This is a genomic window from Streptomyces sp. CNQ329 (assembly GCF_000482585.1).
In genome coordinates, this window is record NZ_AXVU01000005.1 from 38456 (window position 1) to 63804 (window position 25349).

Annotated in this window: 22 protein-coding genes; 12 read left to right on the forward strand and 10 right to left on the reverse strand. The window is 73.4% G+C overall.

Going from position 1 to position 25349, the window contains the following annotated elements; genetic code table 11:
• The first annotated feature begins 22 nt into the window (after positions 1-22).
• Together I003_RS0104135 and I003_RS0104140 are read left to right on the forward strand one after the other, a co-directional pair.
• Positions 23-823 (forward strand): methyltransferase domain-containing protein, encoded by an 801-nt coding sequence (locus tag I003_RS0104135; RefSeq protein ID WP_027770345.1) that lies wholly within the window; start codon positions 23-25, stop codon positions 821-823.
• Positions 824-900: 77 nt separating this feature from the next.
• Positions 901-1248, forward strand: coding sequence for a VOC family protein (locus tag I003_RS0104140; protein WP_027770346.1), 348 nt, complete (start codon positions 901-903; stop codon positions 1246-1248).
• Between the two features lie 3 nt (positions 1249-1251).
• Here I003_RS0104140 and I003_RS0104145 read toward each other — a convergent pair whose 3' ends face one another.
• From I003_RS0104145 to I003_RS0104185, 9 genes are all read right to left on the reverse strand, one after another.
• On the reverse strand, positions 1252-1806 hold the full coding sequence (locus tag I003_RS0104145; RefSeq protein ID WP_027770347.1) for a GNAT family N-acetyltransferase: 555 nt from the start codon (positions 1804-1806) through the stop codon (positions 1252-1254).
• A 25-nt stretch (positions 1807-1831) separates the two neighbouring features.
• Positions 1832-2203: a bleomycin resistance protein gene (locus I003_RS0104150; RefSeq protein ID WP_027770348.1), complete on the reverse strand. Its 372-nt coding sequence runs from the start codon at positions 2201-2203 to the stop codon at positions 1832-1834.
• A gap of 7 nt (positions 2204-2210) precedes the next feature.
• Positions 2211-2777: an endonuclease domain-containing protein gene (locus tag I003_RS0104155; protein ID WP_027770349.1), complete on the reverse strand. Its 567-nt coding sequence runs from the start codon at positions 2775-2777 to the stop codon at positions 2211-2213.
• 81 nt (positions 2778-2858) lie between these two features.
• Positions 2859-3095, reverse strand: coding sequence for a LapA family protein (locus tag I003_RS0104160; RefSeq protein ID WP_027770350.1), 237 nt, complete (start codon positions 3093-3095; stop codon positions 2859-2861).
• A 60-nt stretch (positions 3096-3155) separates the two neighbouring features.
• Positions 3156-3668, reverse strand: a complete 513-nt coding sequence (locus tag I003_RS0104165; RefSeq protein WP_027770351.1) for a DinB family protein — start codon at positions 3666-3668, stop codon at positions 3156-3158.
• Between the two features lie 44 nt (positions 3669-3712).
• Positions 3713-6691 (reverse strand): prolyl oligopeptidase family serine peptidase, encoded by a 2979-nt coding sequence (locus tag I003_RS0104170; RefSeq protein WP_027770352.1) that lies wholly within the window; start codon positions 6689-6691, stop codon positions 3713-3715.
• A gap of 100 nt (positions 6692-6791) precedes the next feature.
• Positions 6792-8150, reverse strand: a complete 1359-nt coding sequence (locus I003_RS0104175) for a M20/M25/M40 family metallo-hydrolase (RefSeq protein ID WP_027770353.1) — start codon at positions 8148-8150, stop codon at positions 6792-6794.
• Positions 8143-8976 carry a M55 family metallopeptidase gene (locus tag I003_RS0104180; RefSeq protein WP_027770354.1) on the reverse strand — a complete coding sequence of 278 codons (834 nt, stop codon included), beginning with the start codon at positions 8974-8976 and terminating at the stop codon, positions 8143-8145. The genes I003_RS0104175 and I003_RS0104180 overlap by 8 nt, the downstream gene beginning before the upstream one ends.
• A 214-nt stretch (positions 8977-9190) precedes the next feature.
• Positions 9191-11665: an MFS transporter gene (locus tag I003_RS0104185; RefSeq protein ID WP_027770355.1), complete on the reverse strand. Its 2475-nt coding sequence runs from the start codon at positions 11663-11665 to the stop codon at positions 9191-9193.
• 325 nt (positions 11666-11990) lie between these two features.
• Between I003_RS0104185 and I003_RS0104190 the strand changes: the two genes are divergently transcribed.
• Entirely contained in the window at positions 11991-13049 is a 1059-nt protein-coding gene (locus tag I003_RS0104190) for an Rv2578c family radical SAM protein (RefSeq protein ID WP_027770356.1), read from the forward strand.
• A gap of 96 nt (positions 13050-13145) precedes the next feature.
• On the opposite strand, the gene I003_RS0104195 is transcribed toward I003_RS0104190, so the two are convergent.
• Entirely contained in the window at positions 13146-13757 is a 612-nt protein-coding gene (locus I003_RS0104195) for a HEAT repeat domain-containing protein (RefSeq protein WP_027770357.1), read from the reverse strand.
• Positions 13758-14179: 422 nt separating this feature from the next.
• On the opposite strand from I003_RS0104195, the gene I003_RS0104200 reads away from it, so the two are divergent.
• From I003_RS0104200 to pssA, 9 genes are all read left to right on the forward strand, one after another.
• Positions 14180-16000, forward strand: coding sequence for a 3-hydroxyacyl-CoA dehydrogenase family protein (locus I003_RS0104200; protein WP_051368080.1), 1821 nt, complete (start codon positions 14180-14182; stop codon positions 15998-16000).
• Positions 16001-16079: 79 nt separating this feature from the next.
• Entirely contained in the window at positions 16080-16847 is a 768-nt protein-coding gene (locus tag I003_RS0104205; RefSeq protein ID WP_027770359.1) for a TetR family transcriptional regulator, read from the forward strand.
• Between the two features lie 361 nt (positions 16848-17208).
• Entirely contained in the window at positions 17209-18627 is a 1419-nt protein-coding gene (gene ccrA, locus I003_RS0104210) for a crotonyl-CoA carboxylase/reductase (protein ID WP_027770360.1), read from the forward strand.
• Entirely contained in the window at positions 18627-20654 is a 2028-nt protein-coding gene (locus tag I003_RS0104215; RefSeq protein WP_027770361.1) for a protein meaA, read from the forward strand. The genes ccrA and I003_RS0104215 overlap by 1 nt, the downstream gene beginning before the upstream one ends.
• Positions 20655-20889: 235 nt before the next feature.
• Entirely contained in the window at positions 20890-21861 is a 972-nt protein-coding gene (locus I003_RS0104220; RefSeq protein ID WP_027770362.1) for an HpcH/HpaI aldolase/citrate lyase family protein, read from the forward strand.
• Between the two features lies 1 nt (position 21862).
• A complete protein-coding gene (locus I003_RS0104225) occupies positions 21863-22381 on the forward strand; it encodes a MaoC family dehydratase (RefSeq protein ID WP_027770363.1) in 519 nt (172 codons plus the stop codon).
• Positions 22381-23598 (forward strand): acyl-CoA dehydrogenase family protein, encoded by a 1218-nt coding sequence (locus tag I003_RS0104230; RefSeq protein WP_027770364.1) that lies wholly within the window; start codon positions 22381-22383, stop codon positions 23596-23598. Before I003_RS0104225 ends, I003_RS0104230 begins: the two co-directional genes overlap by 1 nt.
• Positions 23599-23764: 166 nt before the next feature.
• Positions 23765-24418: a phosphatidylserine decarboxylase gene (locus tag I003_RS0104235; protein ID WP_027770365.1), complete on the forward strand. Its 654-nt coding sequence runs from the start codon at positions 23765-23767 to the stop codon at positions 24416-24418.
• Entirely contained in the window at positions 24405-25253 is an 849-nt protein-coding gene (pssA, locus tag I003_RS0104240) for a CDP-diacylglycerol--serine O-phosphatidyltransferase (RefSeq protein WP_027770366.1), read from the forward strand. The genes I003_RS0104235 and pssA overlap by 14 nt, the downstream gene beginning before the upstream one ends.
• The last annotated feature ends 96 nt before the right edge of the window (positions 25254-25349 follow it).

Below are 25349 nucleotides of genomic sequence, written 5' to 3' on the forward strand. Positions count from 1 at the left end.
GACGGAGGTTACGCTGCCGCACATGGCCGTTTACACGCATGGACACCACGACTCGGTGCTGCGGTCCCACCGCTGGCGCACGGCCGCCAACTCGGCGGCGTACCTGACCGGCGAACTGCGCCCGCAGATGCACCTCCTCGACGTCGGCTGCGGCCCCGGCACGATCACCGCCGACCTCGCCGCCCTCGTGCCGGAGGGCCGGGTGACGGCGGTCGACGCGCAGCCGGGGATCCTCGCGCAGGCGCGTGCCGCGGCGGCGGCGCGGGGCGTGACGAACGTGGAGTTCGCCGTCGCCGACGCCGAGGCGCTGCACTTCCCGGACGACTCGTTCGACGTCGTCCACGCCCACCAGGTGCTCCAGCACCTCGCGCACCCGGTGCGGGCCCTGGCCGAGATGCGCCGGGTGTGCCGCCCCGGCGGCGTCGTCGCCGCACGGGACGCGGACTACGCGGCGATGACCTGGTACCCCGGCGTGCCGGCCCTGGACGACTGGCTGGCCACCTACCGCCGGACGGCGCGCGCCTCGGGCGGCGAGCCGGACGCGGGACGGCGGCTGCTGGGGTGGGCCCGCGAGGCGGGATTCCAGGACGTGACGGCCTCGGCGAGCGCGTGGTGCTTCGCGACGGAGGAGGAGCGCACGTGGTGGAGCGAATCGTGGGCCGACCGCACGGTGGCGTCGTCGTACGCCCGCCTCGCGGTCGACGGCGGGCACGCGGACGCTGCTGCGCTGGAGCGGATCGCGGACGGATGGCGGGAGTGGGGCGCGGCGGACGGCGCGTGGTTCGCGGTGCTGCACGGCGAGGTGCTCTGCCGGGTGACGTGAGCGCGCGGGGCCTGGGGCGCCTACCCGCTCCAACGGCCCGCGGTCGCAACGGGCTTCGCCGCCCCTAGACTCTCCCCATGGAGATCCTCGGCACCTCACTGCGCATCTGCGTGGACGATCTGGAGTCCGCCGTCGACACGTACGAGAGGCTGACCGGCGAACAGGCGCAGCACTTCTCGCAGGCGGGCGTCTCCGTCGCCGCGGTCGGCTGCTTCCTGCTGATGTCCGGCCCGCCCCAGACCCTCGACGTGCTGCGCAGAATCACCGCGACGCTGGCGGTCAAGGACGTCGCCGAGGCGTACGCCACGCTCCGCTCGGTCGGCGCCGAGATCGTCGCCGGCCCCTCGGAGACGCCGATCGGGCGCAACATGGTGGCGCGCCACCCCGACGGCAGCATCTTCGAGTACGTCGACCGCCGGCGCTGACCGCTACCGCGGGGCGCCCAGGACGTCGGTCATCTCGGCGGTCAGCGCCCAGCGTTCGTGGTCGCGCCAGGCGCCGTCGATGAACAGGTAGTCCGGCGAGAAGCCCTCCAGCCTGAAGCCCGCGCGCTTGGCCAGCGCGATGGAGGCGGCGTTGCCCGGCTGGACGTTGATCTCCAGGCGGTGCAGGCCGAGATGGGTGAAGGCGTGCCGGACGACCAGGCCGATGCCCTCGGACATGTGACCGCGGCCGGCGTACGGGACGAAGGCGGCGTAGCCGAGGGCGCCGGAGAGGAAGGCACGGCGCACGATGGCGTTGATGTTGACGAAGCCGGCGACGGCGCCGGACTCCCGCTCGCAGACGAGGAATCCCTCGGTCTGGGGCTCGGTGAGCCGCTCCAGATAGGCGCGGTAGTCGGCAGGGGTGGCGGGCGGGGACAGCCACGGGCGGTGGAGCTCGGCGCTGGCCCGCACGCGGGCGAGGAACTCCGCCTCGTCCGCGGGGCGCGGCGTGCGGATCGCGGTGCGGCCGCCGGCCGCGATGACGTCGTTCTCTGGCACCGGGCGAGTCTACGCCCGGCCTCGTTCAGGGGTTGGGCTGGACGAACCGCAGCCGGTTGCCGAAGGGGTCGGTGAGCTCCAGGATCGTGCCGATTCCGGCGTCTTCTTCGAGACCCGGCTTCAGGTACGGGTAGTCCTTGGCCTTCAGCTCCGCGTGCAACTCGCCCGCGCCGTCGACCTCGATGTAGGCGGTGGCGCCGGGGGTGGCGTCGCCGTGGTGCTCGCTCAGGTGGAGCGTGAGGTCACCGCGGGAGACCTGCATGTAGAGCGGGAGGCCCTCGGAGAACCTGTGCTCCCAGTCGACCGTGAAGCCCAGATAGTCGACGTAGAACTCGCGGGCCTTGGCGATGTCGAAGATGCGGAAGACCGGGACGGTACGCCGGAAGAGGACAGTCATGTGTCCACTATGCCTCCGCCGCCAGCCGCTCGGCGAGACGGCGCATCCCGTCTCCCACCAGGTAGTGACCGGGCAGCCCGGGGATCTCGACCGGGCGGCCCGTGGGGCGGCGTGGCGGGTGGCGTATGAGGTGGCCGAGGACGCGGGCGGCGAGCACGGGATCGTCGGGAGGGTCGCCGAGGACGTAGTGGTAGGCGTTCGGGCGCCAGTGCGGATAGCGCTCGGTGAGGCCGACGATCAGCGCGGGCGGGCGGCTGCGGTAGGAGGCGTACGGCTCGGCGTAGTGCGACGTGCGGCGGCCCTCGGCGACGTTGCACGACGCGCAGAGCAGGCCGCGGACCAGCCCGGAGACATGGTGGTGGTCGATGACGAGCCGGGTGGGGCACAGCCCGCACACGGCGCACCGGCCGTCCTGCCACCGCCGTATCACGCCCAGCGCCCCGCCCGGGCCGGCGGACGGCACGACCGCGGACGCGGGTGCGGCGGACGCGGCGGCGGTCAGGCCCGCCGCGCCGGGCGGCGTCCACTCGTGGCAGGCGGGCACCCCGCGGCCCGGCGGTGGCGTCTCGCTCATGCCTCCGACGCTACGGGCCGGCACTGACATCGGCGCCGCCCGCGGTGCTGCCCGGCGCCGCTGCCCTCGCCCGCTCCCCGGTCACCTGCGGCGCCGGAACAGCCATCCCACGATCATGCCGATCACCCCCACGGCCAGCAGCGCCAGCCACAGCGGCGTGGTGACCTCCCAGAACAGCCAGTGGATACGGGTGCGCCGGGTGTTCTGAAAGATGAAGACCAGGCTGAGGGCGGCCAGCACGATCACGACCACCCTGCGGGGCGTGAGCGCCTGCCGTGTACCGCGCACGCCGCCGGTCCCTGCCGTGGTACGAGCCATGACCCCAGCATCGGCCCGCGGCCGCGGCGGCGCCCGGCGGCCGGGGCGTTCGGGCGATCGTCACTCGCCGGTGACGCCGTCGGCCAGCTCCCGCGCGATGTCGAGGTGACCGGCGTGGCGCGCGTACTCCTGCAGCACGTGGAAGAGGATCAGCGCCAGCGACGGCGCCCGGTCCGCGGTCGGGAAGCGCCCGCCGACGGCGGCCGTGCGGTCCAGCGGCACGCCGGCGACGATCTCCCGGGAGCGGGCGCACGCCGCGCGGAAGGCGTCCTTCAGCTCCTCGGTGCCGGCGCCCGCCGGTACCGTCCAGCGGTCGTCCGGCCCGCGGTCGCCCCACGGGTCCGGCAGCGGCCGGGCCGCGAAACCCCACTCGAACCAGCGGCGCTCCACCCACGTCAGATGGACCAGCAGCTCCAGCGGCGTCCAGCCGGAGGCCACCCGGCTGGAACGCAGCTCCTCCTCGGCGAGGCCGTCGAGCTTGCGCAGCACCTCGGCGCGGTAGTGGTCGAGGTAGGTCTCCAGCAGTTCGCGCGGGTCCGTACGGGAGCCGGGTGCGGGCTCGTCGATCGGCATCCGCGCCCGGTCCGGCGGCGGCGCGGACCCGCGGCCCGGGCGACTCATGCGAGCCCCGGGGTGTCGAGGGTGAGCGTGCCGGCGTCCGCGTCGAGGACGGCGGGGACACCGAGGGGGACGGTGAGGGCGGGGACGCCATGGCCGAACTCCAGGCCCTCCAGCACCGGCACGCCGAGGTCGCCGAGCCGGTCGGCGAGCACGGCGCGGATGTCCTCGTACGGGCCGCAGTCCGCCCAGGTGCCGCAGACGACGCCGGCGACGCCGGTCAGCCAGCCGCTGCGACGGAGCTGGGTCAGGATGCGGTCGAGGCGGTAGTCCTCCTCCTCGACGTCCTCGATCAGCAGGATGCCGCCGGCGGCCCCGGCGCGGGCGCCGGGCGTGCCGAGGCCGGCGGCCAGCAGGCTGACGCAGCCGCCGAGGGTGACGCCGCGGGCCCGCCCGGGGACGAGGGCACGGGCGCCGGGGCTGGTCAGCCGCTGCACGGCGGCGGGCTCGAAGAGGGTGCGGCGCAGGTGCTCGCGGGTGGTCTCGTCCGCGGCGAACGGGGTCCAGGCGGGCATCGGACCGTGCAGGGTGGCCGTGCCGAGGTGGGTGGCCAGGGCCTCGTGCAGGGCGGTGGCGTCGCTGAAGCCGACGTAGACCTTCGGGCCCGCGGCGCGCAGGGCGGCCCAGTCGACGTGGTCGAGCATGCGGTGGGCGCCGTAGCCGCCCCTGCCGGAGAAGACGGCGGCGATCTCCGGATCGCACCAGGCCCGCTCGAAGTCCCGGGCGCGGGCCGCGTCGTCGGCGGCGAGGTAGGACAGCGTGCCGTGTTCGCCGTACGCGGTGGGGTGGACGACGACGTCCAGATCCCAGCCGCGCAGCACCTCGACGCCGGTGTCCAGCTCCTTGCGGGGGAACCCGCCGCTGGGCGCGACGACCGCGACCCGGTCACCGGGGCGCAGCCGGCGGGGACGGGTGAGCGCGACGGCGGACCCGGTGGCCGGGGCGGACGCGCGCACGGGCGCGGCGGCCGGGGGCACGGGCGCGCCCAGATCCACGACCGGCACGTCCGGCGCCGCGAAGCCGAACGTCTGCGCGTACAGCGACAGCTCGGCCTCCAGCGCCCGGGTCAGGGTGCCGGCGCGCCGGAAACCGTGGCCCTCGCCCTCGAAGGTGAGGTACGCGTGCGGCAGGCCCCGGCCCGCGAGCGCCTCCAGGAACCGCTCGCACTGCACCGGCGGGCAGATCACGTCGTCCAGCCCCTGCAGCAGCAGGAACGGCGCGGTGATCCGGTCGGCGTGGTGGACCGGGGAGCGCTCGCGGTACCGCTCGGGCACCTCGGCGAGCGGGCCGACCAGCGACTCCAGATAGCGGGACTCGAAGTCGTGCGTCTCATCCGTGGCCCAGCCGGCGAGGTCGAGGATGGGATAGATGATCGTGCCGCACGCGTAGAGCCCCTCGGCCAGCGGCGAGGTGAGGGACGCGGCGGTCGTCCAGCCGCCCGCGCTGCCGCCGCGGATCGCCAGCCGGGCCGGGTCGGCGGTGCCCTCGTCGGCCAGCGCACGGGCGACGGCGGCGCAGTCCTCGACGTCCACCACGCCCCACTGCTCGCGCAGCCGCTCGCGGTAGGCGCGGCCGTAGCCGGTGGAGCCGCCGTAGTTGACCTCGGCGACGCCGATGCCGCGCGAGGTGAAGTAGGCGATCTCCAGGTCCAGCACGAGCGGCACGTGCCCGGTGGGGCCGCCGTGCGCCCAGATCACGTACGGCGGCAGTTCGTCCTCGGGGCCGGTGAACTCCGGGTGCCGCGGCGGGTAGACGTGGGCGTGCACCTCGCGGCCGTGCGGCCCCGCGAACGTGCGGGACACGGGCCGCGGCAGGTGGGCCGGATCCACGGCGTCGCGGTGGGCGTTTCCGGCGACGCGGGCGTAGCCCGTGGCGGTGTCCAGCTCGACGACCTCGTAGCCGGTGGCGGGGCCGGCGGCCAGGCCGAAGACCCGGTCGCCGGCGACCGCGAGCTCCCCCGCCCAGTTCGACCAGGGGCCCGGCACGTCGGCCAGCTCGCCCGAGGCGGGGTCGAGGATGCCGAGGCGGGTGCCGCCGACGCCGTGCAGGGTGGCGATGAGGCCGCTGCCGAGGACGGCGAACCAGCGCAGCCCGACCTTCCACAGCGCGCCGGCGAACTCCTCGGGCAGCGGGCACAGCGGGCCCGTCACGGCGGTGGCGGGGTCGACCCGGTGCAGGTTCCACCAGCCGCTGCGGTCGGTGGCGGCCACCAGTGTGCCGTCCGCGAGCCATTCGGCCTGTGCGACGGACTCGGCCTCGGGGCCGGTCTGGGCGCCGAGCACCGTGGTGACCCCGGCCAGCCGGCCGTCGCCGGTGACGTCGGCGACGCGCAGCTCGGTGCCGTCCCAGGGCATCTGCGGGTGGTCCCAGGCGATCCAGGCGGCCTGCCGGCCGTCCGGGGAGAGACGGGGGCCGGTGACGAAGCGGTGCCGGTCGTCGGTCAGCTCGCGCACGGCGGCACGGTCGCCGGACGCCGAGCCGTCCAGCGGCACGGCGGCGAGCACGCGGCGTACGTCGGTGGGCGCCTGTCCGGTGAACTCCTCCAGCACGCACCACACCTCGCCGCGCTCCGGCAGCACGACCGGGTCGCACCAGCGCAGCCCGCCGCCTACGGCGGAGACGGGCGTGAGCGGGCGGGGCTCACCTCCGCCGTCCGGCTCGTACGCGTACAGCCGCTGGTCGCCGAAGTGGGTGAAGACGATCAGAGGGCCGCCGGTCGCACGCGGCACACCCGCCCAGGGCCTGCCGCCGTATTCGATGACCCTGTTCCGCACGTTCCACGGCGGGGGCAGCACGGACTCCTCCGTGCCGTCCGGGCGCAGCCGCACCAGCGCGCGGCGCCCGCCCTCCTGCGGCCGGGGGGCGGTCCACCACACCTCGTCGCCGACGGCGTGCAGATACTCCGGGCGGCCGTCATGGGTCGCGGCGAGGTCCGCGGTCAGGGGGGTCGTCCAAGTGCCGTACGGGGCGGTGGTCACGGGCGCCGTCGTCTCTCTCCGCTGGTGGTCGGGGCGCCGGCGCTTCGCCGGCGCCCTCGCTGGTCGTCGCGCTGCTGTCCGCGCGGTGGTCGGGGGCGGTTCAGGCCGATCTGAGGAAGTCGTCCAGCACCCGCACGCCGAAGTGCAGCGCCTCCACGGGCACCCGCTCGTCCACGCCGTGGAACAGCTCCTGGTAGTCGAAGCCGGCGGGGAGCTTCAGCGGCGAGAAGCCGTAGCCGGTGATGCCGAGGCGGGAGAACTGCTTGGCGTCGGTGCCGCCCGACATGCAGTACGGCACGACGTGCGCGCCGGGGTCGAAGCGCTCCAGGGAGGCGCGCATCGCGGCGTAGACGGGCGCGTCGACGGGGGCGGTGAGCGGCACCTCGCGGTGGCTGAACTCCCAGTCGACGTACGGTCCGGTCAGCTCGTCGAGCGTACGGGCGAACTCCTCCTCGCCGCCGGCCACCATCCGGCCGTCGACCTGGGCGGTGGCGCTGCCGGGGATGACGTTCACCTTGTAGCCGGCTTCGAGGACCGTGGGGTTGGAGCTGTTGCGCACGGTGGGGGCGACCAGGGCCGCGGCCGGGCCGAGCTTGCCGAGCAGCGCGTCCACGTCGAACCCGGGCTCGTCCAGCGCCTCGGGGGCGACCTCGATCCCGTATACCGCGGCCGTCTCGACGAGCGCCGCCCGGACGGTGGGCGTGAGCCGCACCGGCCAGCGGTGCTCGCCGATGCGGCCGACCGCGGCGGCCAGCCGGGAGACCGCATTGTCGGCATTGACCTTCGAGCCGTGTCCGGCCCGGCCGCGGGCGGTCAGCCGCAGCCAGGCCGTGCCGCGCTCGCCGGCCGCGACGGGGTAGAGGCGCAACCCGTCGCCGGCGTGGAAGGTGAAGGCGCCGGACTCGCTGATGCCCTCGGTGCAGCCGGCGAAGAGCGCGGCGTGCTCCTCGGCGAGATAACCGGAGCCGTACTCGGCGCTGGCCTCCTCGTCGGCGGTGAAGGCGAGCACGATGTCGCGCCGGGGGCGGACGCCGGCGCGCGCCCAGGCCCGCACGACCGCGAGGACCATCGCGTCCATGTTCTTCATGTCGATGGCGCCGCGGCCCCAGACGACGCCGTCGCGCACCTCGCCGGAAAACGGGTGGACGCTCCAGTCGGCGGGCTCGGCGGGCACCACGTCGAGGTGGCCGTGGACGAGCAGGGCGGCGGCACCGGGGTCGGTGCCCTCGATGCGGGCCACGACGTTCGTCCGGTCGGGGGCCTTCTCCAGCAGGGCGGGCTCGATGCCGGCACCGGCGAGCCGCTCCGCGACGTACTCCGCGGCCTGGCGCTCGACGCCGTCGCCGCCGCCGTGGTTCGTGGTGTCGATGCGGATCAGGTCGGAGGTGAAGCGCACCACCTCCTCCAGCGCCGCGTCGTCCGGGCCCGGGCCCTGAGCGGCTGCGGTCGGGTCAGCCATACTGCTCCTCCACGGCGGCCGAGACGAGCGTGGTGACCGCCTTGAAGCAGCGGATGCCGTCGTACATGGTCTCCGTCGTATACGCCACGCGCCGCTCCCCGGTCGGCGCCACGCCCGGCACGACCGTGGCCGCACCGGCCAGATGCTCCGCGTCGAACTCCAGCTCCACCGTGAACGGCCCGCCGCGCACCGGCTCCGTGCGCACCGCGAGCGCCGCGCCCTCGGTGGCCGCCGCGCGGATGTCCGCCGCGGTACGGGCCGGGGTGCGGCACACCGCGGCGTACCGCGAGACGTAGTCCTTGACGGCGACGCCGGGAGCGGCGGGCGCATACCCCTGGGCGTCCTCGACGGTCTTGTCGTCGCCGGTGACGAGCACCACGGGGACTCCGAACTCGGCGACCACGTGCGCGTTCAGCAGGCCCTCGCTCGCCCGTACGCCGTTGAGCCAGACGCCCGTGAGGGAGTTGGCGAGGTAGGTGTGCGCGAGGACCCCTGCGGTGCCCGCGCCGGTGTGATAGCCGACGAAGGCGACGCCGTCGACGTCGCCGCGCTGGACGCCCTCGACCATGGACAGCGACTTGTGCCGCCCGGTGAGCATCTGGGCGCGGTCGTCGAGCCGCTCCAGGAGCAGATTGCGCATCGTCCAATGCGCCTCGTTGACCAGCACCTCGTCGGCGCCGCCGGCGAAGAAGCCTTCGATGGCGGCGTTGACGTCGGACGTGAACATGGGCCGGCAGCGCTCCCACTGCGGGCCGCCGGGAAGCACGTCGGCGGGCCACGTGACGCCGGTGGCCCCCTCCATGTCGGCGCTGATCAAGACCTTCATGACGAGCCACGGTACGCGGTCGGACGAAGCGGTGAAACCCCTGTGGATACGTACAGAGGTCTAGACCGGATCAACTCCCCTGGAACAGCCTGCGACCAGCCACTTCGACGGCGGGCCCGGCCATCGGCCGTCCGGTGCACACCCGGTCGCCGCGACCCTCGCGAACGCCCCGGCGCGCGCGTGCGGCCGGGTCGCCGGACAGCCGCCGCGGGGTCTAGTCGCCGTGCCCGAGCTGGAGGTCGCGCTCCGTGCGACCGCCGCCCTCCACGCGCAGCACGGTGGCCACCGGCGGGTAGCCCGCCGCGATGACGGTGTACTCACCCGCCGACAGGTCGACGAAGCGGAACGCTCCGTCCGGGCCCGTGGTGCCGGTGTCGACGACGTTGCCCGCGGCGTCCAGGAGGGTCACCCGGGCGTCCTCCACCGGCCGGCCGCCGCAGGCCCGTACCGTGCCGCGCAGCACCGCCCCGCCCGCCAGCTCGACGTCCTGGCGGGTCTCCCGCGCCGCCTGCACCGAGACCGGCAGCGCCGCGGGCCGGAAGCCCGGCGCGGTGGCCGCGAGCGTGTACTCGCCGGCGACCAGCTCGCCGATGGCGTACGAGCCGTCATAGGCGCTGCGCGCGGAGGCGACGACCTCGCCCCGTGCGTCGGTGAGCGTCACGACGACGTTCCCCAGCGGCGCACCGTCGGCCGCGGCGACCGTGCCGCAGATGCGTCCCGCGCCGCCGAGCACCAGGTCCAGCTCGACCGGCCGGTCCCCCACGGTGACCGTCACGGCCTGCGGCTGATGCCCGCCGGCGGCGGCCACCAGGACGTACGAGCCGGCGCCCGGCGTGGGCAGCACGTACCGGCCGTCGTCGCGGCTGGCGTCGCGGCCCACCTGCCGGCCGGCGCCGTCGATGAGCGTGAGCGCCGCGCGCGGCACGGTGGTGCCGTCGTGGTGCTGCACGCTGCCGCAGACCGGCACGCCGGCGCCCGCGGGGACGGCTCCGCGGGCGGCGGGAACGGGGGTGTCGACCGCCGGGTACTCGTCCGCGGCGGGGCCCGGCCCCGGGAGGTTCTGGGACACCAGTGGTCTCTCCTTCAGCAGGAACGCGCACACCACACCGAGGACGAGCACGGGCACCAGGTACAGGAAGATGCCCGGCATCGCTTCGGCGTAGGCGCGGATGTAGCCGTCGCGCAGCTCGGCATCGAACGCATGGACGACTTCGGGGGTGATCGACTCCGGGTCCGGCAGCGTGGCGCCGGGGGGCGGCGGGGGCAGGGTGACGGCCAGTTCGTCGGCGAGGCGGTCGAAGAAGACGGTGCCGAAGACCGCCGTGCCGACCGAACCGCCGATCTGCCGGAAGTAGTTGTGCGCGCTGGTGGCGACGCCGAGGTCGGCGGGGCGTACGGCGTTCTGCACGGCGAGGATGAGCACCGGCAGGACGAGGCCGAGACCGACCCCGAGGATGCCCATCCAGATGCTGTACGAAAGCTGCGAGGTGTTCTCGTCCAGGCGGGAGAGCAGCCACACGCCGACGACGCCGAGGGCGCAGCCGAGCACCGGGTAGGGGCGGTAGCGGCCGGTGCGCGTGATGAGCTGGCCGGAGACGATCGAGGCGACGACGGTGCCGATCATCATCGGCAGCATCAGGAGTCCGGACTCGGTGGCACTGGCACCGTCGACCATCTGCAGGAAGGTCGGCAGGTAGCCGGCCGCGCTGAACATCGCCACACCCGTCACCACCCCGATGAGGGAGGTGACGTTGAAGATGCTGTCGCGGAAGAGCCGCAGCGGCAGGACGGGTTCGACGGCGAAGTGTTCGACGACGAGCAGCAGGACCGTGGCTCCGGCGGCGCCCGCGCCGAGGGCGAGGATGACGTCGGAGGTCCAGGAGTACTCCAGGCCGCCCCAACTGGTCAGCAGCACCAGGCAGGTGGAGGCGACGGCGAGGAACAGCGCGCCGAGGACGTCGAGCCGGGGCCGGGAGGCGGGCTTGGGCAGCTTCAGCACCAGGCCGGTCACCAGCAGGGTGACCAGGCCGAAGGGCACGTTGAAGTAGAAGCACCAGCGCCAGGACAGCTCGTCGGTGAAGAACCCGCCGAGCAGCGGTCCGGCGACCGAGGCGAGACCGAAGGCGGCACCGATCAGGCCCATGTACCGGCCGCGTTCCCGGGCGGGCACGATGTCCGCGATGATCGCCTGCACGCCGATCATGAGGCCGCCCGCACCCATGCCCTGGATCGCGCGGAACGCGATGAGCTGGTCCATGCTGCGCGCGGCGCCGGCGAGCCCGGAGCCGATGATGAACACGACGATGGCGAACTGGAAGACGCCCTTGCGGCCGAAGAGGTCGCCGAGCTTGCCGTAGATCGGCAGCCCGACGGTGGCGGTGAGCAGGTAGGCGGTGATCGCCCAGGACATCCGGTCCAGGCCGTGGAGTTCACCGACGATCTTCGGCAGGGCGGTGGCGACGATCATCTGCTCCAGCGCGGCGAGAAGCAGCGCGAGCATCAGGGCCAGGAAGACCAGCCGCACGCGCCGGGGGTCCAGCGCCTCTTCGGCGGTGCCGGCCGCGCCGGGCCCGGGCGGAGGCCCGCTCTTTCCGGTGCGTCCCGGCGAGGGCGCCGGCTGCACCGGTACCGCCGCCGGGCCGGCCGCGGGCGCGGTGACCGGCTCGTCGTTCACCAGGGTCGTCCCCACGTGCCAGCTCCCCGCATCGTCCGCCTGCGCCGGACCATTCTTCGCACCGCCCAAGATCCGGGGGCAACCGCGATTCACTCCCCCGCACGGCGGCGCGGCGGCGCGTCAACTCGGCTGCGCAAAGCGTCCATCGGGCCCTCATCAGCGGGTTTCGCGATGCGCCGGCGGAGCCCGGGGCGCGAGGGCGTGCCGCGGAAGTCCACCCGAACCGGTGAGGCCGCGCGGCGGCCCGTCCCGTACGGCGCCGGCCGGGTCACCCGATCGGGGACTCGACGCAAAGGGAACGCATGTTCTATTCTCGGGGGCAGTACAACGGGAGGTGCTGATGCGCTGGGAGAATCTGACCGACGAGGCCGCCGACGGCGGCGCGGCCACGGGGGCCGCGTCGCCCGCCCTCTTCGGCACGTCCGCCGTCGTCACCCGCACCTTCGACACCCCGGAGTTCCGGGGCATCACGTTCCACGAGGTGCGGGCGCGCTCGATCGTCAACAGGGTGCCGGGGGCGTCGCGGATGGCCTTCGACTGGACCGTGAACCCGTACCGCGGCTGCAGCCACGCCTGCGTCTACTGCTTCGCGCGGAAGACGCACAGTTATCTGGACCTCGATACCGGCCGCGGCTTCGACTCGCAGATCGTGGTGAAGATCAACGCCCCGGAGCTGCTGCGCCGCGAGCTGGCGAGCCGCCGGTGGCGCGGGGAGCACATCGCCATGGGCACGAACGTCGACTGCTACCAGCGGGCCGAGGGGCGCTACCGGCTGATGCCCGGCATCCTGGCGGCGCTGCGGGACTTCGCCAACCCGTACTCGATCCTCACCAAGGGCACGCTCATCCTCCGCGACCTGCCGCTGCTCACACAGTCGGCCGAGGTCACGCAGGTCGGGGTGGCGGTCTCCGTGGGCTTCCTGGACGACGAGCTGTGGCGGACCGTCGAGCCGGGCACGCCCGCGCCACGGCGCCGGCTCGATGTGGTCCGCACGCTCACGGAGCACGGCATCGGCTGCGGGGTGCTCATGGCCCCGGTGATCCCGTTCCTCAGCGACTCACCCGACCACCTGCGCGCCACGGTGCGGGCGGTGGCGGAGGCGGGTGCCACGTCGGTGACGCCGCTGGTGCTCCATCTGCGGCCGGGCGCGCGCGAGTGGTTCATGGCCTGGCTGGAGCACCACCACCCGCATCTGGTCCACCGCTACCGCACGATGTACGCGGGCGGCTCGTACGCGCCGAAGTGGTATCAGCGCCAGATCACCCGGCAGGTCCACGAGTACGCGACGGAGCTGGGCATAGGCCCGTCGGCCCCCGGCACGGCGCGCCGCATCGAGCCCGAGGAGGGGCCGGGCGCACCGCCGGAGGGCCCGGAGAACACACAGTTGACGCTGCTCTGAGCCGCCGGCCGGTCTCCGGTGCCGGCGGCGGTACGCCCCGGGCCCCGGCCCGTACCGCCGCGCCCGCAGTCCGCCGCGCCCCCGGCGCCCGGCACCTCACTGCGACGGGGTGCGCGGGCCGATGCGGGTGATCGCCGCCGTGGCCGCGCGCCACAACTGCGGGAAGCCGAGCGCCTCGGAGAGCGCCGGGATCGCGCGCGGGTCGCCCAGCTCGCCCAGCCCTTCGACGCACGCGGTGGCGATCGGCCAGTGGTGCTGCGGCTCGCGCACCAGCCGCTGCAGCGTGCTGATCAGCGCCGGCGCCGACTCGGGCGCGCGCAGCCGGACCAGCAGCCGGATGGCGTGCAGCGCGTACGCGGTCCGCAGCGGGTTCGTCGCCAGGGCCGCCGCCGCCCGTGCGGTGCGCGGGTCGCCGAGCCGGGCGAGCGCGTGCGCCGCGCTCTCCGCCCGTACCGGATCGCGGTAGTTGAGCAGCAGCACCAGCGTCTCGAACGCCCGCCGGTCCCCCGCCGAGCCCAGCGCGAAGGCCGCCAGTTCCCGCGCCCACAGCGGCTCGCCCGGCAGCTCCAGCACGCGCGCCAGTTCCTCGTGGGCGGTGGTCGTGCGCTGCCGCGCGAGCGCGGTCATGTGCTCGAACCGCGCCCGCGCCGCGGGGTCCTCCAGCCTGCCGCGGATCCGTTCGGTGAGCGCCAGATACTCCTGGTCCATTCCTCGGCCCCCTGCCTCGCGGCACTCAGGGTACGTATCCCGCCACCGGGCGGTGACGGGCTCGTCGATCGGGGTTCACTCCATGTGTGCCCCGGCTGCTGGGTACATTCCCTGATTCGCCCCCTGGCGCCCATGGTTACTCACGAGTTAAGCTCGGAGCACGAGCAGCACACCTGCTCGGGCGGTCTGGTGACGCAGCCGCCGAGAGCTGAAGTCGGTTCGGCAACTGACAGCACGCGCGACGGGCACCCCGGTGCCCGTGGCGGGCACGCCCGGCCCCGGGACAGGGCCGGCCGTCACGTCCCGCCGCCGCGCGCCCCGCCGCTTCGCGCGGCCCCCCGCCATGGGCCCCCGTGCCCCGGCCCGGCCGCCGTGCGCCGCGGCCCGGCCCTCATCTCCCGCGTCACGACTGGAGTCCCGCGATGGACCGCAGCCCTGTCCCCGAGTCCCCCGAGTCCCCCTCGGTTCCCTTCCCCACCGTGGCCGTCGTCGGCCTCGGCACGATGGGCACCGGCCTGTGCGAGGTGCTGGCCCGCGCCGGCCGCGAGGTCGCCGGCATCGACGTCAGCGAGGCCGCCGCCCGCGCCTGCGCCGCGGCGCTGGAGCGCGCCACCGACCGCGCCGTCGCCCGCGGCCGGCTCACGGAGGCTGCCCGCGCCGGCGTCCTGGCCCGGCTGCGTACCTTCACCGACCTGCGCGCCGCCGCCGAGGCGGACCTGGTCATCGAGGTGGTCCCCGAGTCGTACGAGGTCAAGCGGCAGGTCATCGCGGAACTGGACGGGATCGTCCGCCCCGGCACGGTCCTCGCCACCGGCACCAACGCGCTGTCCGTCACCCGCCTCGCCGCCTCCTCCGCCCGCCCCGAGCGCGTCCTCGGCCTGCACTTCTTCACCCCGGTCCAGGCGATGCGGCTGGTGGAGGTGGTCTCCTCCGTGCTCACCGAGCCGTCCGCGGTCCGGCAGGTCACCGCGCTCGTGCGGGAGCTGGGCAAGCAGCCCGTCGCGGTGGGCGACCGGCCCGGGTTCATCGCCGACGGGCTGCTCTTCGGCTATCTCAACCAGGCCGCGGCGATGTACGAGTCGCGCTACGCCACCCGCGAGGACATCGACGCGGCGATGAAGCTCGGCTGCGGCCTGCCGATGGGCCCGCTGGAGCTGCTCGACCTGATCGGCGTCGACACCGCGCGTACGGTGCTGGAGGCCATGTACGCCGCGTCCCAGGACCGGCTGCACGCCCCCGCCCCCGTCCTCGGCCAGTTGACGGCGGCGGGCCTCACCGGCCGTAAGACGGGCCGCGGCTTCTACACCTACGACGCCCCGGGCAGCGGCACACCGGTGCCGGACACCGTGCCCGCCGCCGTGCCGCCCGGTGTGCCGCCGCGGCCGGTCGGGGAGATCGGCGTCGCCGGCTCCGGCACGATGGCGAGCGGCATCGCGGAGGTCTGCGCCAGGGCGGGGTACGCGGTCACGCTCGCGGCCCGCGGCGCGGAGAAGGCGGCGGCGGCCAGGGCCCGTATCGCCGCGTCGCTGGACCGCGCCGTCGCCAGGGGCCGCCTCGGCGCCGCGGACCGCGATGCCGCGCTGGCCCGGGTCTCCCCCGCCGGCGGCCTGGACGCGCTGGCCGGCGCCGGCCTGGTCGTGGAGGCCGTCGCCGAGGACCTGGCGGTCAAGCGGCAGATGTTCGCCGCCCTGGACAAGATCGTGCGGCCGGGCGCCGTGCTGGCCACCACCACGTCCTCGCTGCCCGTCATCGCCTGCGCCGCCGCCACCTCGCGCCCCGAGGACGTGGTCGGCATGCACTTCTTCAACCCCGCGCAGATGATGAAGCTCGTGGAGGTGGTGCGCACGGTCCGTACCGCGGACGACGCGCACGCCACCGTCCGGGAGGTCTGCGCCCGGCTGGGCAAGCACGCGGTGGACTGCGGCGACCGGGCCGGTTTCATCGTCAACGCGCTGCTCTTCCCGTATCTGAACAACGCGGTGAAGATGGTCCAGGAGCACTACGCCTCGCCCGACGACATCGACGCCGCGATGAAGCTCGGCGGCGGCTACCCCATGGGCCCCTTCGAGCTGCTGGACGTTGTCGGCCTGGATGTCTCGCTGGCCATCGAGCGGGTGCTGCACCGCGAGTTCCGCGACCCCGGCCTCGCACCCGCCCCGCTGCTGGAGCAGTTGGTCGCGGCGGGCTGTCTGGGCCGCAAGACGGGCCGCGGCTTCCGCGAGTACGCCGCCGCCGCGAGCTGAGCACCGGCCGGCGCGCAGCGGTCACCCGTACCCCGGATTTGCGGCGATCCGGGGGCCACGCATGGAGTACGTTCCTTACATGTCCCAGCCTGCGAAGCCCAGCCGTTCGAACTCCAGCACCCAGCGCCTGAAGATGCGCCGCGACATCGCGGCCGCCGCGATGGAGCTGTTCGCGACCAAGGGCTACGAGGCGACGACGGTGGACGAGATCGCCGCCGCGGCGGGCGTCGCCCGGCGCACCTTCTTCCGGCACTTCCGCTCCAAAGAAGAGGCGATCTTCCCCGACCACGACGACACCCTGGAGCGGGTGAAGGCCGTTCTGGACGCCGCACCGCCGCACGAATACCCGCTGGACACCATCTGCCGCGGCATCCGGGAGGTCATGCGGATGTACGCGGCACAGCCCGCGGTCTCCGTCGAGCGCTACCGCCTGACCCGGGAGGTGCCGACGCTGCGCGAGCGCGAGATCGCCTCGGTCTCCCGCTACGAGCGGCTGTTCACCCGCTATCTGCTCGGCCACTTCGACGAGGGCGCCCACCGGGACGGCGACGACGACCCGCTGCTCGCCGAAGTCGCCGCCTCGGCCGTGGTCACCGCGCACAACCACGTGCTGCGCCGCTGGCTGCGCGCGGGTGCGGAGGGTGACGTGGAGGGCCAGCTCGACCGGGCCTTCGCGGTGGTACGGGCGCGGTTCACCGGCGTCGGCCAGCCGCACGGTCCGGGGGGCGCGCCGGCGGTCCTCACGGCCGGCGGCGACAGCGCCGACGTGCTCGTCGCGGTGGCCCGCACGGACGCCCCGCTGAGCGAGGTCATGCGCACCATCGAGAAGGCGCTGAAGAAGGGCTGACCGGCGGTTTCACCCCGCCACGGGCTCCCCGGCCGTCTCCGGCCGGGGAGCCTTCGCATGCTCATCCGTGCGTCGGGACCGACAAGTGAGAAAGATTTTTGGCACCGAGTGTCTTGCAGCCTGGCACGCCGTGCCATACGGTACGGGATATCCGGGTGACCGGCGCACGACTTCGAGCGCGCGCCGGCTGTCCCCGCGAGCCCTCGGCTCGCGCGCCCGGGCCGCGCCTCGTCACAGGCGCCGGGGCGCCACCGCGCCCGTACCGCGCACACCGGCCGCACCGCCGGAGCCGAACCGCCGCCCAGCCCTCACCCCCGACGTCCCTCAAGCGTCCCCGACACGCTTCGCCGGAGGCAGCACCATGAACGAGATACTCGCCGCGATTCAGGCACCCGACAGCACAGCCGCCGACTTCGCCTCCCTGCCCCTGCCCGAGTCGTACCGGGCCGTGACGGTGCACAAGGACGAGGCGGAGATGTTCGACGGCCTCCCCACCCGGCAGAAGGACCCCCGCAAGTCGCTGCACCTGGACGAGGTGCCGGTGCCGGAACTCGGCCCCGGCGAGGCCCTGGTGGCGGTCATGGCCAGCTCCGTGAACTACAACTCGGTGTGGACGTCGATCTTCGAGCCCCTGTCCACCTTCGCCTTCCTGGAGCGCTACGGCCGCCTGTCCCCGCTCGCCAGGCGCCACGACCTGCCGTACCACGTCATCGGCTCCGACCTCGCCGGCGTCGTGCTGCGCACCGGACCGGGCGTCGTCGCCTGGCGGCCGGGCGACGAGGTGGTGGCGCACTGCCTGTCGGTCGAGCTGGAGAGCGCCGACGGCCACGACGACACGATGCTGGACCCCGAGCAGCGCATCTGGGGCTTCGAGACCAACTTCGGCGGACTGGCGGAGATCGCGCTGGTGAAGTCCAACCAGCTCATGCCCAAGCCGGCCCACCTGTCCTGGGAGGAGGCCGCCGCGCCCGGCCTGGTCAACTCCACCGCGTACCGGCAGCTCGTCTCCCGCAACGGCGCCGGCATGAAGCAGGGCGACAACGTGCTCATCTGGGGGGCGAGCGGCGGACTCGGCTCGTACGCCACGCAGTTCGCGCTCGCCGGCGGCGCCACGCCCATCTGCGTGGTCTCCAGCCCCGAGAAGGCGGAGATCTGCCGCCGGATGGGCGCCGAGGCGATCATCGACCGCCGCGGCGAGGACTACCGCTTCTGGCGGGACGAGCACGAGCAGGACCCCCGCGAGTGGAAGCGGTTCGGCAAGCGCATCCGCGAGCTGACCGGCGGCGAGGACGTCGACATCGTCTTCGAGCACCCCGGGCGCGAGACCTTCGGCGCCTCCGTCTACGTCACGCGCCGCGGCGGCACCATCGTCACGTGCGCCTCCACCTCCGGCTTCGTGCACGAGTACGACAACCGCTACCTGTGGATGTCCCTGAAGCGGATCATCGGCTCGCACTTCGCCAACTACCGGGAGGCGTGGGAGGCCAACCGCCTGGTCGACAAGGGCCGGATCCACCCCACCCTGTCGAAGACCTACCCGCTGGCCCGGACGGGCCAGGCGGCGTACGACGTCCACCGCAACCTGCACCAGGGCAAGGTCGGCGTGCTCTGCCTCGCGCCGGCCGAAGGGCTGGGCATACGCGACGAGGAGAAGCGTGCCGCGCACATCGACGCGATCCAGCTCTTCCGCAGCGATCCCGCGCCCCCTCCGCGGCTGCCCGCGGGACCCGGCCGCGAGAGCTCTGTGCAGCGGGCCGTCGAGCACGCCGGAAACGTGTGATGGCGGCCAAGGACCGGCCCTGGCTGATGCGCACCTACGCCGGCCACTCCACCGCCGAGGCATCGAACGAGCTGTACCGGCGCAACCTCGCCAAGGGCCAGACCGGCCTGTCGGTCGCCTTCGACCTGCCCACCCAGACCGGCTACGACCCCGACCACGTGCTCGCCCGCGGCGAGGTCGGCCGCGTCGGCGTGCCCGTCTCGCACCTGGGCGACATGCGCCGCCTCTTCACGGGCATCCCCCTGCGGCGGACGAACACGTCGATGACCATCAACGCCACCGCGATGTGGCTGCTGGCGCTCTACCAGGTGGTCGCCGAGGAACAGGGTCTGGACGGGGCGGGCATCGCGGAGCTGACGGGCACCACGCAGAACGACATCGTCAAGGAGTACCTCTCCCGCGGCACGTACGTCTTCCCGCCCGGGCCCTCGCTGCGGCTGACCACCGACGTCATCGCGTACACCGTCGGCCGGATGCCGAAGTGGAACCCCATCAACATCTGCAGCTACCACCTGCAGGAGGCGGGCGCCACTCCGGTACAGGAGATCGCGTACGCGATGGCCACCGCGACCGCCGTCCTGGACGCGGTCCGCGACTCCGGCCAGGTGCCCCCGGAGCAGATGGGCGACGTCGTCGGCCGGATCTCCTTCTTCGTCAACGCCGGGGTCCGGTTCGTCGAGGAGATGTGCAAGATGCGGGCGTTCACCCGCATCTGGGACACCCTCACCCGTGAGCGCTACGGCATCGAAGACCCCCGGCAGCGCCGCTTCCGCTACGGCGTACAGGTCAACTCCCTGGGCCTGACCGAGGCACAGCCGGAGAACAACGTCCAGCGCATCGTGCTGGAGATGCTGGCGGTCACCCTGTCGAAGGACGCCCGCGCCCGTGCCGTGCAGTTGCCCGCCTGGAACGAGGCGCTGGGCCTGCCGCGCCCGTGGGACCAGCAGTGGAGCCTGCGCATCCAGCAGGTGCTGGCGCACGAGAGCGACCTGCTGGAGTATCCCGACCTCTTCGACGGCAGCCATGTCGTCCAGAGGCGGGTGGACGAGCTGGTCGCGGGGGCGACCGCCGAGATGGCGCACATCGAGCACCTGGGCGGCGCCGTCGCGGCGGTGGAGTCCGGTTATCTCAAGGCGCAGCTCGTGGCGGCGCACGCGGAGCGGCGCGCCCGGATCGAGTCGGGCGAGGACAAGATCGTCGGCGTCAACTGCCATACGGAGACCGAGCCCAGCCCCCTCACCGCGGACCTTAACGCCGCGATCATGACCGTCGACGCGGACGTGGAGGCGCGCGTCGTCGCCGCGATGCACGAGTGGCGGCTGTCCCGCGACGAGCCGCGCGCGCAGCGGGCGCTCACGGCGCTGAAGGCCGCCGCGGCCGGTACGGCCAACCTCATGCCCCCGTCGCTGGAGTGCGCCCGCGCCGGCGTCACCACCGGCGAGTGGGCCTGGGCGCTGCGCGACGTCTTCGGCGAGTTCCGCGCCCCCACGGGCGTGAGCGGGGCGCCGGTCGCCGTGCCGGCGACGGCGGACACGGACGGGGAGGCCGGGCTCGACGCCGTACGGGCACGGGCCGCCCGCACCGCAGCGGAGCTGGACACCGGCCGGCTGCGGCTGCTCGTCGGAAAGCCGGGCCTCGACGGGCACAGCAACGGCGCGGAGCAGATCGCCGTACGCGCCAGGGACGCCGGCTTCGAGGTCGTCTACCAGGGCATCAGGCTGACGCCCGCGCAGATCGCCGCCGCCGCGGTCGCCGAGGACGTGCACTGCGTCGGCCTGTCCATCCTCTCCGGCTCGCACGCCGGGCTCGTCCCCGACGTGCTGGATCTGCTGCGCCGCGCGGGCGCCGGCGATGTGCCCGTCGTCGTCGGCGGCATCATCCCGGCGGCGGACGCCGAGGCGCTGCGGGCCGCCGGGGTGGCCGCCGTCTTCACCCCGAAGGACTTCGGAATCACGCAGATCATCGGCCGTATCGTCGACGAGATCCGGCTCGCGAACAAGCTCGGCCCCCGGGAGGTGACCGCATGAGCCCCGCCCGCCGCCGACGGCAGCCCCGCCGCGGCGCACCGGGAACGTTCCGCCCGGTCCGGGAAGCCCGGTCCCTCCGGAGAACGGGCCGGGGGCTGCCTGCCGGCCGGGGGCGCCCGGCTCCGGCGGGTACGTGCGCGGCGGCGGTGCGGCCGGCCGCGCTCCCCGCAAGGGGCCTTCGTATCGTCGACGAGATCCGGCCCGTGAACGAGCCCGACCCTCAGGAGGTCACCGCATGAGCCCCGTCCACCAGCCCGACCGCCTGCGGCCGCGGCGTTCCTGCCTCGCCGTCCCGGGATCCAACCCTCGGTTCCTGGAGAAGGCCCAGGGGCTGCCGGCCGACCAGGTCTTCCTCGACCTGGAGGACGCCTGCGCGCCACTGGCGAAGCCGGACGCGCGGCACACCATCGTGAAGTTCCTCAACGAGGGCGACTGGAACGGCAAGACCCGGGTGGTACGGGTCAACGACTGGACGACGCACTGGACATACCGCGACGTCGTCACCGTCGTCGAGGGCGCGGGGCCGAACCTCGACTGCGTCATGCTGCCGAAGGTGCAGGATGCCGGCCAGATCACCGCCCTGGACCTGCTGCTCACCCAGATCGAGAAGACGATGGGCTTCGAGGTGGGCCGGATCGGCATCGAGGCGCAGATCGAGAACGCCAGGGGCCTGGTGAACGTCGACGACATCGCCGCCGCATCGCCGCGGATGGAGACCATCGTCTTCGGGCCGGCCGACTTCATGGCCTCGATCAACATGAAGTCCCTGGTCGTCGGCGAGCAGCCGCCCGGCTACCCGGCCGACGCCTACCACTACATCCTCATGCGGATCCTCATGGCCGCCCGCAGCCACGAGTTGCAGGCCATCGACGGCCCGTACCTGCAGATCCGCGACGTCGACGGCTTCCGCGAGGTCGCCGGCCGCGCCGCCGCCCTCGGCTTCGACGGCAAGTGGGTGCTGCACCCGGGCCAGGTGGAGGCCGCCAACGAGGTCTTCTCGCCGTCCCAGGAGGACTACGACCACGCCGAGCTCATCCTGGACGCGTACGAGTACTTCACCTCCGAGGAGGGCGGCAGGAAGGGCTCCGCGATGCTCGGCGACGAGATGATCGACGAGGCGAGCCGCAAGATGGCGCTCGTGATCTCGGGCAAGGGCCGCGCGGCGGGGATGGCCCGTACCACCGCCTTCACCCCGCCGGAGGGCTGACATGCAGTTCGGACGCACCTACGAGGAGTTCGAGCCGGGCGCGGTGTACAAGCACTGGCCCGGCAAGACGGTCACCGAGTACGACGACCACCTCTTCTGTCTGCTGACCATGAACCACCACCCGCTGCACCTCGACGCCCACTACGCGGGCGGGACCACCGACTTCGGCCGCAACGTCGTCGTCGGCAACTACGTGTACTCGCTGCTGCTCGGCATGTCCGTGCCGGACGTCTCGGGCAAGGCGATCGCCAACCTGGAGGTGGAGTCGCTGAAGCACGTGGCGCCCACCTTCCACGGCGACACGGTCTACGGCGAGACGACCGTGCTGGCCAAGTGGCCGTCGAAGTCGAAGGACGACCGCGGCATCGTGCACGTCGAGACCCGCGGCCACAAGCAGGACGGCACCCTGGTCTGCGTCTTCCGGCGCAAGGTGATGGTGCCCACGCAGGCGTACGTCGCGGCGCGCGGCGGGGAGCAGCCCGGCCGCCCGGACCCGGCCGAGCGCGACGGGGAGCGGTGATGGGGCGGCTGGCGCAGACGGAGGGGCTGACGGAGGTCCAGCGCGAGATCGTGGCCACCGTGCGCGACTTCGTCGACAAGGAGATCCTGCCGGTGGCCACCGGGCTGGAGCACCGGGACGAGTATCCCGCGCAGATCGTCGAGGGCCTGAAGGACCTGGGCATTTTCGGCCTCATGATCCCCGAGGAGTACGGCGGTCTCGGCGAGTCCCTGCTGACGTACGCACTGTGCGTGGAGGAGATCGCCCGCGGCTGGATGAGCGTGTCGGGGATCATCAACACGCACTTCATCGTGGCGTACATGATCAAACAGCACGGCACGCGCGAGCAGCGCGAGCACTTCCTGCCGCTGATGGCCGCCGGGGAGGTGCGCGGCGCGTTCTCGATGTCCGAGCCGGGGCTCGGCTCGGACGTGGCGGCCATCACGTCCAGGGGCGTACGGTACGGGGAGAGCGGCGACTACCTGCTCACCGGCCAGAAGATGTGGCTCACCAACGGCGGCACGTCGACGCTGGTCGCGGTGCTCTGCCGGACCGACGAGGGGCTGGGTCAGGACGCGCCCGCGCACCGGTCCATGACGACGTTCCTGGTGGAGAAGGAGCCCGGGTTCGGCGCGGTGAAGCCGGGGCTCACCATCCCCGGCAAGATCGACAAGATGGGCTACAAGGGGGTCGACACCACCGAGCTGATCATGGACGGGCTGCGCGTCCCGGCCGACCGTGTGCTCGGCGGCCCCGAAGGGGCCGGCCGGGGCTTCTACCAGATGATGGACGGGGTGGAGGTCGGCCGCGTGAACGTCGCCGCCCGCGGCTGCGGCGTCGCCCAGCGTGCTTTCGAGCTCGGCGTCGGCTACGCCCAGCAGCGCCGGACCTTCGGCCGGCAGATCGCCCGGCACCAGGCGATCCAGTTCAAACTGGCCGAGATGGCTACCAAGGTCGAGGCGGCCCATGCGATGATGGTGCGAGCGGCACGCAAAAAGGACACGGGAGAACGTAACGACCTCGAGGCGGGGATGGCCAAATATCTCGCTTCGGAGTACTGCAAGGAAGTCGTGGAAGACGCGTTCCGCATCCACGGCGGCTACGGCTTCTCCAAGGAGTACGAGATCGAGCGCCTCTACCGGGAGGCGCCGATGCTTCTCATTGGTGAAGGCACCGCCGAGATCCAGAAAATGATCATTGGACGGCGGCTGCTGGAGGAGTACGGGTCCCCAGGTTGACGGACTGCTCCAGGGGCAGGCGGGAGGGGTGGCGTGGCAGCCGGTCACGGGCCCCGGCGGGCGAAAGCTCGCTTCGGCTTGCCGAGTTGCCGGTGCCAACCGATAGCATCCCCGACAAGCCGCCGTCCCCCATCACCGCGGCCCCCTCCCGCTACGAAGGTCAAACATGCCCCACAGCCCAGATAACGTTCCGCGCCGCCGGGTCCGCCTGGCGCGCGGCGCATCGCCGTGGCTCCTGCCGACCTTGGCCACCGCCGCCGTCACCGCCGTCCGCGCCCGCCGCACCGGGCGCTGGCCCGACCGGCTGGCCGCCCTGCCCCCCGCCGCGCTGGCGGCGGGCATGCTGTGGTTCTTCCGCGACCCCGACCGCGAGATCGCCGAGGGCCGGGTCATCTCCCCCGCCGACGGCGTGGTGCAGAGCATCATGCCCTGGCCCGACGGCCGCACCCGGGTCGCGATCTTCATGAGCCCGCTGAACGTGCACGTGAACCGCGCCCCCCTGGCCGGCACCGTGTCGTCCGTGGAACACGTCCCCGGCGGCTACGTCCCGGCGTTCAACAAGGAGAGCGAGAACAACGAGCGCGTCGTGTGGCATCTGGACACCGAACTCGGCGACGTCGAGATGGTCCAGATCGCCGGCGCGGTCGCCCGCCGTATCGTGCCGTACGTGACGAGCGGCACCAAGGTCGAGCAGGGCGAGCGCGTCGGGCTGATCCGCTTCGGCTCCCGCGTCGACGTGTACCTGCCGCAGGGCATCGAGGCCGGTGTGAACGTCGGCCAGGCCACCACGGCGGGGGTGACGCGCCTTGACCGTGATTGATCCGGAGACGAAGGCCGGCTGGGTCCCCGAGGTCGACGAGGACGACGACGACATGCCGCTGTCGACGCGGCTGTCGATCGCCGACACCCTCACGCTGGCCAACGCGACCTGCGGCTTCCTCGCCGTCTACTTCACCACCACCGGCGTGCTCGTTCCGCACCTGATGGGCGAGGACGAGGCCGGCATCGCCCGGCACAGCGCCGCCACCGCCGTGATCCTCATGCTGCTCGCCTCGGTCTTCGACCTCTTCGACGGCCTGGTGGCGCGCAAGCTGCGCAGTTCCGCGATGGGCGCGGAACTGGACAACCTCTCCGACCTGATCAGCTTCGGGCTGGCGCCCGCGTACTTCGTGCTGGTCTACGGCATGGTCGCCGACGACGCACACCAACGCGTCTCCACGGTGGCCGCGGTCGCCGTGGTGCTGGCGGTGGTGCTGCGGCTTGCCCGGTTCTCCTGCGTGACCGTGCGCGACGGCGTCTTCCAGGGCATGCCCAGCCCCTTCGGGGCGCTGACGGTGATCTCGGTGGTGCTGCTGGAGCTGCCGTTCGTGCCGACGCTGCTGGCGATCATCGGGGTGGCCTGGCTGATGGTGAGCCGGGTGGAGTACCCCAAGCCCCGCGGAAGGCTCGCGGTGGCCACGCTGGTGTGGATCTTCATCAGCATGACGTGCCTCGGCGCGTGGGCCTTCGACGCGCCGAACGGGCAGTTGCTGCTCCAGACGGGCTGCGCGCTGCAGATCGTCACGGCCGCGACGATCCCGCTGTTCGCCACCGCCCGCCGGGTGAACACCTTCCGCATGGGCCGCCGCGAGGCGCGCGCCGCGGCGCAGGGCTGAGCCGGCGCGCCGCGGGCAGCAGAGGCCGCGCGGTGCCCGGAAGGGACCACCGGGAACGGACCGCACCGTCGCGTCCGGGAGCCTGATCCGGCACCC